The sequence below is a fragment of the Cytobacillus praedii genome (assembly GCF_001439605.1).
GTDB classification, from domain to species: Bacteria; Bacillota; Bacilli; order Bacillales; family Cytobacillaceae; genus Cytobacillus; species Cytobacillus praedii.
Genome location: NZ_LMBX01000047.1, coordinates 1 through 9173, shown reverse-complemented (window position 1 = coordinate 9173; position 9173 = coordinate 1). Strand labels below are relative to the sequence as shown.

Sequence of the window (9173 nt, the reverse complement as noted above, 5' to 3'; positions counted from 1 at the left end):
TTACTCGCTTTTCGTTCCCGTGTATCTGCTTTTTACTCTATAACGGGCTCGTTTACTCGCTTTTCGTTCCCATGCATTTGCTTTTTACTCTATAACAGGAACATTTACTCGCTTTTCGTTCCCTTGTATCTGTTTTTCACTCAATAACGGGCACATTTACTCGCTTTTCGTTCCCGTGCATCTGCTTTTACTCTTAAATAAAGGGTCTAATGTCTTTCCATTCTGTTTAAATCCCTTATAACGTGGTTGAAGCTAAACATCCTAATTTTATAAAGCAATTTTTCTACATAAAAAAGGAGCGCAGGATATCCCTGCCCCCCTTATTCTTATATGCTTAACAAATTTTATATCTAAATGTTTCCTGCTTCATTCGTTGAATTCATAACTTTATTTAAAGACTCAGCTGACGAAGCAACCTGTGTTGTAGATTTGTCTACTTCTTCAATAACTTTTACTAAATTCTCTATTTGGCTTTCCATTCTATTCAAGTTCATTTCATTTCCTTCAATTGATAAACGGATTGTCTGGAAATTTTCATCCGTTAATTTTGATACATCTCCTCCTATACGAACCGCGTCTTCAACATTTAATAAAGTATTGGACACTTTAGCTGTATAGGTTTGCGAAGTATCGATTAATGATTGGATATCTGCTATCGAGCTTTTTGTTTTTTCTGCCAATTTTTTAACTTCCTGTGCAACTACAGCGAATCCTTTCCCATGTACCCCCGCCCTAGCTGCTTCAATTCCAGAATTTAAGGCAAGTAAATTGGTCTGATCTGCAATGATATGAACCAGACGGACTACTTCGGTAATTTGTTCAGATGAACGTGCTAAATGAGAAACCGTTTCTCTCATTAAGCGAATCTCTTTTTTTATTTGATTCACGTTCTCCAATAATGTAAGAAGTGTATTTTGTCCTTCTTGCACTTGTCCTTGAATGGTCATGGCTTGAAGGTAGCTATTCTGTACTAATTCGCTTACACCTTTACTATTAGTTATTAATGATGCTACAGAAGCATGGGTTTCTTCTGAAACAGCAACTAGGGTTTGACTAACATGATAAATTTTTTGCTGTAAATCCTTCTGTCCATCTGTGAAAGTAGACTGTATTTTTTGTTCAGTTTCTTCATTGTATGCTTCTAACACAAGCTGCTGCTCTAAACTTAAGACCTTGGAAACTGCCGTCCATATTTTTTGTAATTCTCCTAAATCCTGTACTTCTTCCACTATATTTTGAAATAAGGCATTTTGCAAATTTTGAAATGCACCCATATACCATGCAGGCTTTAGCCCAATCCGATAATGTATCTTTGCTACTTTGATACGCTTTTCGTAAAATGCAGAATCGATCTTGCCTTCAAATAAATCAATTAGATGTGTTCGAAGAGTTTGCCGTAAACGATCCACACTGCTATGCATTTCAATGATCGTCCGCAGCTCTTCTACTTGTAAAATTGTCTTATAAAACTCATCCACAACCTTGTCAACGTACTTTTCTACTAATGGCTGAATACTAGCAACGATTTCTAAATCATTCTCCTCTAAATGAATCATAGAAAGCTTTTCTTTTACCATTGGAGCTGGTGAGATAAGGATATGGTTTTTCGTGACGGGCATTGATCCTAACCATTTATTAGTACTATTTCGCGGTTTCCTTAATCTGATCAATTTCTTTTCCTCCACATGTCGAATAATGGCGATTGATAATGATATTTTACTATGCAGATAGTGTTAATAGGAAGAAAAATGCTCATTTTTTCACAAAATTCCATCTGGTGGAAAATTTGTAAATATTTTAACTACTCGACAATTCTTCTTTTATCCCTTTTTCTTCTAATTGTTTTTTTGTTGTATATTCATCCATTCTTGGAGCCATAGAAAATGTACTATTTATGAATCTAATACGTTTATTAATTCTGTAATTGCTTCTTTTGTTGGCAAAGATGAAATGGCTCCTTTGCCAGTTGTAGTTAAAGCACCGCTTCCATTCGCAAATGGTAGGATAACAGCATAATTTGCTTTTAGAATTCTCTCTAAATTTGATGGGCATGCTCTCATTTCTAGTAGCTTATATAAAACTCCTCCTATAAACGCATCCCCAGCCCCTGTTGTGTCAACCGCTTTTACAGGGTACCCTTTTGATTCATATTTATATCCTTTTATGTATAGTTCAGCGCCTGCAGCTCCCTTTGTATAAATCACTGCCTTTACATTCCCAATAAAGAGTGATTGAATGGCATCATCCAAGTTGCATCTGTTTGTAATAAATTCAAGCTCTTCCTCAGATATTTTTACTATATGAGCACGGGGAATAAACTCAATGATCGCATTTCTGCATGCTTCAGGGTTATCCCATAAAGAGAGCCGGACATTTGGGTCAAAACTGACTAAACCATTCGCATTTATGACTGCATTTATCGCCTTTTTATGAGCGTGCTTCATCGGACTTTCCACTAAGTCAACAGAACAGAAATGAAGAATATCTCCCATCACGAACCAACTCGAATCAATTTCTTCTTTTTGTAAAAGTAAATCTGCAGAAGGATGACGATAAAAAGAAAAATCTCTTTCCCCATCTTCTTTCAATGATACGAAAGCAACCGCTGTCTTCGCTTCACTTGTCCTTCGTATTTTATCTATTTCCACACCTGCACTTTCTAGCTTCTCAATTAAGAAATCACCAAATGGATCCTCGCCTACTTTTGTAATCATCGAAGACTGTCCTCCGAATTTGGACACAGCTGCCGCTACATTAGCCGGTGCTCCTCCTGGGTTTTTCTCAAAGGAAATGACATCTTTAAGAGGCAGTCCTTTTTGTAATGGAACAAAATCTATTAATACTTCACCAATTGCATAAAGTTTTCCCATTATTATCATCTCTTTTCTTTTATTAAGAAAACCCTCAGTAACTAGACTGAGGGATGGAATTAATTAGTTATTATTCTATCTAAATCAACAACGCTTGTACAGATCCGCTATCTTTTATGATATCAGCTGAACCAATCAACAGTTCTATATTTAGCATATCCCATTCTATAATTAGAGGTCATTAATAACAATATAATACGCCTGAACAGGTCCATGAACACCAACAACCAATTTCAATTCAATATCTGCTGAGTTGCTTGGCCCAGTAATAAAATTAATACAGGATGAAACTTGACCTGTTGTGTGATAGATTTCTCTCATCTTTACAGCCGCTTGAGTTATTCTAGGAACGAGAGAACTCTTTGGTATGAGCGCAATATATGCTGCAGGTAGAAAGCTGACCGTTCTGCCCTTGTTTTTATCAGTAAACTGAACGACGGTTCCGGATTCTGCAAGTGTAATTTCACTAATAGTAATACCGATATTCGCTTTTTCGGCTATTTTAATATTTTCCTCTTCCTTTATGGGATCCCATTCATAGCTTTCCCATTCCTCTTTTAGAAACATATCCAATCCCCACTTGGAAAAACGTTCATCTTTCCAAGTAACAATGGGACCGCCGCCATATATTGATACAACATCTTTTAAGACAGAAGGTAAATTTTTAAGTTCGGTCACGCAAAAACTTGTATGGATTTTCTTACATTGTTCCTTTAACACAGCCAATAATTCGTCCTGTGTGGCATTTTTTAATACATCTATTTGAGGACGATATTTCCATTGTGGTCTCTCTATAGGAGTAATGAGTCTCTCCCGCCCGAGTCGATAGGCAATTTGATTCAAGAATTCATCACGATTTTGTATCACATTCTTCATCATTCATGATCCACCTTTGCACGATTTTTGAACCAATCCCTAAATCTTTCTTTATTCGGCGCAGGAAATTCGCGAAATTCTGTCCATGCTTTTAATGGCCCTGGACCGCTCGAGATCTTGTCTCCAACAGTAAAAGGATTCATGGCAGTTGGCGCAATTTTGGAACCGATTTTATATAACCCTGGTGATGCAGCGCCTATGCCAAATGCCTTCATTGCCAGTTTCTCAGATATTGGCGCTTTTCCTTCTCTTTCAACAATGACTTCACGATGTTTATGAAGGAGCTGATGCAAAGGTATTTTCACTGGACAAACCTCTGTACAAGCACCGCAAAGTGTTGATGCATATGGGAGTTCTTTATAATCGTCATAGCCACCTAATAACGGCGACAGGACGGCACCAATAGGGCCTGAATAAATCGAACCATAAGAATGACCGCCAACATGGCGATAGACCGGACAAGCATTTACACAAGCAGCACAACGAATACACTGCAAGATGGATTGAAATTCCCCGCCAAGAATATTAGATCTGCCATTATCTAAAATGACTAAATGAAAATCTTCAGGTCCATCGGCTTCCATTTCTGCTCTTGGCCCAGTAAATACCGTAATATAGCTTGTTAATTTTTGACCGACCGCACTCCTGGTTAAAAGAGAAACAAGAACGTCCATTTCTTCAAATGTTGGAACAATCCGTTCCATGCCCATCACCGTTATCAGCGTTTTCGGCAAAGCTGTAACTAAATCAGCATTTCCTTCATTTGTTACTAAACAAATAGAACCTGTTTCAGCTACTGCAAAATTACAGCCTGTTATGCCGATATCTGCAGTTAAATATTCCTCTCGCAGCATTTCACGGGCATGCCATGCAAGTTCCTCAGGCTTAGATGACTTTTTATATCCAAGTTTTTTCGTAAACACCTCTTGAACTTGTTCTTTGTTTTTATGTAAAGCTGGAGCAATAATATGGGAAGGCGGTTCATGATCATCAACTTGGAGGATGTATTCTCCCAAATCTGTTTCAACTACCGTACAACCCGCATTTTCCAGAACAGCATTTAAATGAATCTCTTCTGTCACCATCGATTTAGATTTAACAATTTTTTTTGCTTTTTTCTTTAGAGCAACCTCTCGGATATACTCATTTGCTTCTTCCTTTGTTTGAGCAAAAAAAACGTGCCCGCCACGTCTTGCTACATTCTCACTTAATAGCTCTAAGTAATAATCTAAGTGTGCTAACACATGCTGCCGAATTTCCTCTCCATGGGAACGCCATTCCTCCCAGTTGCCAAGTTCATCTGCTGCTGCTTGCCTTCTCTGCCCTATCCCATCCTGTGCACTAGCAACAGCACTGCGCATAAAGGAATCTCGGATTCCTTTATCTACACGGTTCTTAAATTCATCTGAGCCTATTTTCATCGGCATACATATATCCCCCATTATCATTTACTACTTTAATTCGTATTAACGGCTATTTAGCACTTCAGCAATATGGAGAACTTTAATCGGCTTTCCTTTTCTCTCAATTCTTCCTCCAATATTCATTAAGCAGCCTGCATCCGCCCCAATTAAATAGTCTGCTTCAGTTTCTTCAATATGGCTGACTTTTTCATCTACCATTTGCTCGGATATTTGGGCCATTTTAACCGAGAATGTCCCACCAAAACCACAACACTTTTCCTTTCCTGGTAATTCTGTCATTCTTAGACCATTTACATTGTTTAATAGAATGATAGGAGCTTTTTTTACACCTAGTAACCTCGTCATATGGCATGATGTATGGTAGGTCACATTCCCTTCAAATCTAGCACCAACATCCTCAACCTTTAAAACATCCACTATAAACTCTGTCAATTCATATGTTTTTTCAGCTAATTCCTTTGCTCTATGTTCCCAATTAGGATCATTCTTAAAAATTGTCTGATATTCATGAAACATATATGCACAAGACCCAGAAGGAGAAACAACATATTCTGCATCTTCAAAGGTTTCAATCATTCGTTTCATTGCTTCTTTTGATTCTTTCACATAGCCGCTATTATAAGATGGCTGACCGCAGCAGACTTGAGACTCCGGAAAATCAATTTCACAGCCTAATTTCTCAAGAAGTTCAACCGTTGCCTTCCCAACATTGCTCTGAAATAAATCAACAAGGCATGTTGCAAATAAACTTACCTTCACTTTTCATCCATCCCTTATGTAGATTCACGTTAAATTATTTTTTGTTTCATTATATAGTATGTTTACATAATTTTGTATATATTTTTCTGAATATTCACCTATCTTGAGTAATACCGACACTATAAAGTAAAAATATCAAGGATTTCTCACAATCAGACATTGTCTCTTAAAAACTTTAATTGTGGCGAAAAACAGCTAGAACTCAAAATATAGGCTCAGTAAATGTAACTAATTCTATTTGCTAGATACTGAGACATATCATTCTATTCGTTGATCCAATAACACAAAAACACACCTGTTTAAAAAAGGTGTGTTTAACATTTTTATTGAATTAATTATTGGTCCCTTTACCTTTTTACTGTTGTTAAGATATATGCCATATCTGCAAAGATCCCTGGACTCATCTAACAGAAATCTTTATACAAACTAGATACTTTTAAGGTGTAGGGCAATCCTCAACCACTAATTCACCATTCCCAAGTTGTGTAGTAGTAGCAACGAATGTGTTGTTATTTCCTGTGATAACGACAGTAATCGTCTTATTATTCATTACACCATTTAAATTTAGCGTGTACATTGGGTTAGGTCCAAACAATTGAGGGTTATCCGTTGTGCCTTGGCCTGTAATTTCAACGATATTACCAGGGCAATCTGGAACATTAAATGTCGTTGCTGTGAACGTAAATGCTGGTACAGTAGCCGAACCACCATACGTAAACGTAAACTCATTGTCTGACATACAGTCTTCGCATGTGTGACCATTATAGGTAACCGAACCATGGGCGTTCGACGGCAGAGTTGTTCCATTAAACGTGACTGTTGTGTTGGCTGCACCAGTCCCTCTATTAATATTAAAGTTATTGCCTGCCTCATTAGATGTCTGACAGTCACATTCTGCAGGAGGCGTCGGAGGAAATACATCTTCCAATAAAAATTCGAGCACAATCTCTTTTTTGATAATTAATCGTAAGATTCTAGAGAGTTGCTCAGGTGTTACATCAGGATTGCCCGAAACTTCATTTAATGCATTTGCTAATGCTTGTTCCATATTCGCTACGGAGCGTAAAAAGTTCTCTCGAGGCATTTAAACTCTTCCTTTCTCTGGGGCAATATTAGGATGAGCGAAACGACAACATTAACAAAACAAGGACTCCCCTTGTTTCCGAATGAATTGATCCGCGTTGTATATCCGCACATTTTTTGAATTGGCCCTCTTTGTTATATTTATTCTTATTTCATTCCTATCTAAAGTTTTTTCTTAACTAAATCCCTGGAAACTCATCTAATAGAAATTCAAGTACGATCTCTTTCTTTATAATTAATCTCAGGATTCTTTCGATTTCTTCCGGTGTAACCCCTTCAATTCCAGTAACTGAATTAAGTGCATTAGCTAAGGCTTGTTCCATATTTGCAACTGCTTCAAGAAACATCTCTTGTGGCGTCATTTTAATCAACCTTCCTTTCTTTCAAGATAATATAATGTATTCTTTATCGAGATTGAAGGAATCGGCGCTTGTCCATGAGATGAAATATCAATTTTACCCTACTCTCTACTTGAAGGTTAACGGACTAATTTCTGTTTAGTACTTATACAAACAGATTTATTTTTTTGGCCAAGCTCAGCGATACCCCAAGCAATATTACTATTTTTTACATTTAATAAATTAAAAAGGTGTGATTTTTTGTGATTTCTATTAGTTGCAAAAACGGTTGTAAGCTTAAATGCAAATGCTGTTTCTTCGAGATTGATTTTAATTTTAAGCCTGATAAGCATCCATGTAGATGTAATTCTCATCATCATAAATCATGTCAACAAAGTCTAAGCGAGCTTCTTGCATCGGTTGCAAATATCGAAAACGCATTAGCAAAAGCGATCAATGCAGAAAGTGAAATTCTTAAGGAAGGAGATATGACACCTGAACAAAGATTAATTCTTTCGAACAAATTGGAAGATTTGATTAAATTAGCTATTAAGAAAGAAATCATTTTGGAATTTTTAATTGAGGATGCAATAAAAGCATGTAAAACAGCAGAAAAATGCGATAAATGCTGCAAATAAAAAACAAACATTTTGATATTTGCCAATATGTTTGAACTAAGCAGATTTTGTATTGTTAATCTAATTTTCTTTCATGGAGAACAATTAAAGTTGCTTAAGATGAGGATTTTTTATTCATTGGTTAAAGAAGAATATGTATTTTTCGAAGAGAACATCCAATGTCCGTAGGCAGAAACTGAAGGTTATACAAAGAAATAATTTCTCAGTCCATAAAAAATAGTAAATTGATCTATGTTGGCTGCTATTCAATTATGATTTCATCAAAAGAGCAAGCATAAGTTTATTTCACTGTGCAGTTTGATAATTCATTCAGAGAATAATCGTTACACTTATCTACCATATTCTATTGTCTTAAATAATAAAATATTTTTACATCAAATATTGGCGGGACCGCCTGGGAATCGAACCCAGCTGACCAGGCACGCTGGTCACAGATAGTTTTGAAGACTACGGAGGACACCAGTACCCCATTCGACCCCATATTAGCCAAATATTATTATATTATTTTAATATAAATCAATCAAGGAAAAACTACTAAAGTTTCTCTATCTTGTCTATATTTAGTCAACCGTTTATAATAAAGGCATGAATATTTATTTGTAGGTGAGATAATGTATCAGCTTGAAGGTTGGTTCTTATGGTTTATTCTTTTTTGGATTATCATATTTGCCGGTTCTATGGCCATCGGCGGTTTCTTTATGTTTCGCAAGTTTTTAAAGAAAATGCCGAAAGTAGACGGCAAGTCAGATATGGATTGGGAAGAGCATTTTGTTAATAATACCAAGCATCTATGGGGCCAAACGGAAAAGAATTTACTTGAGGATTTAGTCAGTCCCGTTCCTGAATTATTTAGGGATGTGGCTCGTCATAAAATTGCTGGAAAAATCGGAGAGCTCGCATTGAAGGAGCACGCAGAAACGATCGATCAAGATTTAGTCATACGCGGGTATATTTTAGCCACTCCCAAGAGAGATCATAAATTTTTGAGAAAAAAATTAACGGAAAATCAAATTAATTTATCTCCATATGAGCATTTATTTTAACCACTTCAGATAGAAGAAGTGGTTAAATTTTTTCCATGTAAAAAGCCAACGACATAATTGTCGTTGGCTCAGATTGTCGACAAAAGGGGTTCGGAATGGTCTCATTCCGAACCCCTTTTTATAAAAAAGTCCTTAATTTTTT

Annotated in this window: 9 protein-coding genes and 1 tRNA gene; 2 read left to right on the top strand and 8 right to left on the bottom strand. The window is 36.5% G+C overall.

Annotation, left to right across the window (positions count from 1 at the left end):
• Positions 1-350 precede the first annotated feature (350 nt).
• From ASU02_RS25140 to ASU02_RS25110, 7 genes are all read right to left on the bottom strand, one after another.
• Positions 351-1670 carry a globin-coupled sensor protein gene (locus tag ASU02_RS25140; protein ID WP_057768346.1) on the bottom strand — a complete coding sequence of 440 codons (1320 nt, stop codon included), beginning with the start codon at positions 1668-1670 and terminating at the stop codon, positions 351-353.
• A gap of 222 nt (positions 1671-1892) precedes the next feature.
• Positions 1893-2870, bottom strand: coding sequence for a carbohydrate kinase family protein (locus tag ASU02_RS25135; protein WP_057768344.1), 978 nt, complete (start codon positions 2868-2870; stop codon positions 1893-1895).
• Positions 2871-3041: 171 nt separating this feature from the next.
• Entirely contained in the window at positions 3042-3746 is a 705-nt protein-coding gene (locus ASU02_RS25130) for a LutC/YkgG family protein (protein WP_057768348.1), read from the bottom strand.
• Positions 3746-5173: a LutB/LldF family L-lactate oxidation iron-sulfur protein gene (locus ASU02_RS25125; protein WP_057768341.1), complete on the bottom strand. Its 1428-nt coding sequence runs from the start codon at positions 5171-5173 to the stop codon at positions 3746-3748. The genes ASU02_RS25130 and ASU02_RS25125 overlap by 1 nt, the downstream gene beginning before the upstream one ends.
• Positions 5174-5212: 39 nt before the next feature.
• On the bottom strand, positions 5213-5929 hold the full coding sequence (locus tag ASU02_RS25120) for a (Fe-S)-binding protein (RefSeq protein WP_057768338.1): 717 nt from the start codon (positions 5927-5929) through the stop codon (positions 5213-5215).
• 436 nt (positions 5930-6365) lie between these two features.
• Entirely contained in the window at positions 6366-7013 is a 648-nt protein-coding gene (locus ASU02_RS25115; RefSeq protein ID WP_057768335.1) for a hypothetical protein, read from the bottom strand.
• A 178-nt stretch (positions 7014-7191) separates the two neighbouring features.
• Positions 7192-7374, bottom strand: a complete 183-nt coding sequence (locus ASU02_RS25110) for a hypothetical protein (protein WP_057768333.1) — start codon at positions 7372-7374, stop codon at positions 7192-7194.
• Between the two features lie 239 nt (positions 7375-7613).
• On the opposite strand from ASU02_RS25110, the gene ASU02_RS25105 reads away from it, so the two are divergent.
• The gene (locus ASU02_RS25105) at positions 7614-7988 is read left to right on the top strand and encodes a hypothetical protein (RefSeq protein WP_057768330.1); all 375 of its coding nucleotides are present in this window, start codon (positions 7614-7616) and stop codon (positions 7986-7988) included.
• Between the two features lie 382 nt (positions 7989-8370).
• Here the strand turns inward: ASU02_RS25105 and ASU02_RS26595 are convergent.
• Positions 8371-8467, bottom strand: a tRNA-Sec gene (locus tag ASU02_RS26595).
• A gap of 132 nt (positions 8468-8599) precedes the next feature.
• Here ASU02_RS26595 and ASU02_RS25100 point away from each other — a divergent pair.
• Positions 8600-9031 (top strand): DUF2621 domain-containing protein, encoded by a 432-nt coding sequence (locus tag ASU02_RS25100; RefSeq protein WP_057768328.1) that lies wholly within the window; start codon positions 8600-8602, stop codon positions 9029-9031.
• The last annotated feature ends 142 nt before the right edge of the window (positions 9032-9173 follow it).

Excerpts from the sequence above, each read along its gene's own strand:
- ASU02_RS25135 (WP_057768344.1), bottom strand. The coding sequence starts at position 2,870 with ATGGGAAAACTTTATGCAATTGGTGAAGTATTAATAGATTTTGTTCCA.
- ASU02_RS25130 (WP_057768348.1), bottom strand. The coding sequence starts at position 3,746 with ATGAAGAATGTGATACAAAATCGTGATGAATTCTTGAATCAAATTGCC.
- ASU02_RS25125 (WP_057768341.1), bottom strand. The coding sequence starts at position 5,173 with ATGCCGATGAAAATAGGCTCAGATGAATTTAAGAACCGTGTAGATAAA.
- ASU02_RS25115 (WP_057768335.1), bottom strand. The coding sequence starts at position 7,013 with ATGCCTCGAGAGAACTTTTTACGCTCCGTAGCGAATATGGAACAAGCA.
- ASU02_RS25110 (WP_057768333.1), bottom strand. The coding sequence starts at position 7,374 with ATGACGCCACAAGAGATGTTTCTTGAAGCAGTTGCAAATATGGAACAA.
- ASU02_RS25100 (WP_057768328.1), top strand. The coding sequence starts at position 8,600 with ATGTATCAGCTTGAAGGTTGGTTCTTATGGTTTATTCTTTTTTGGATT.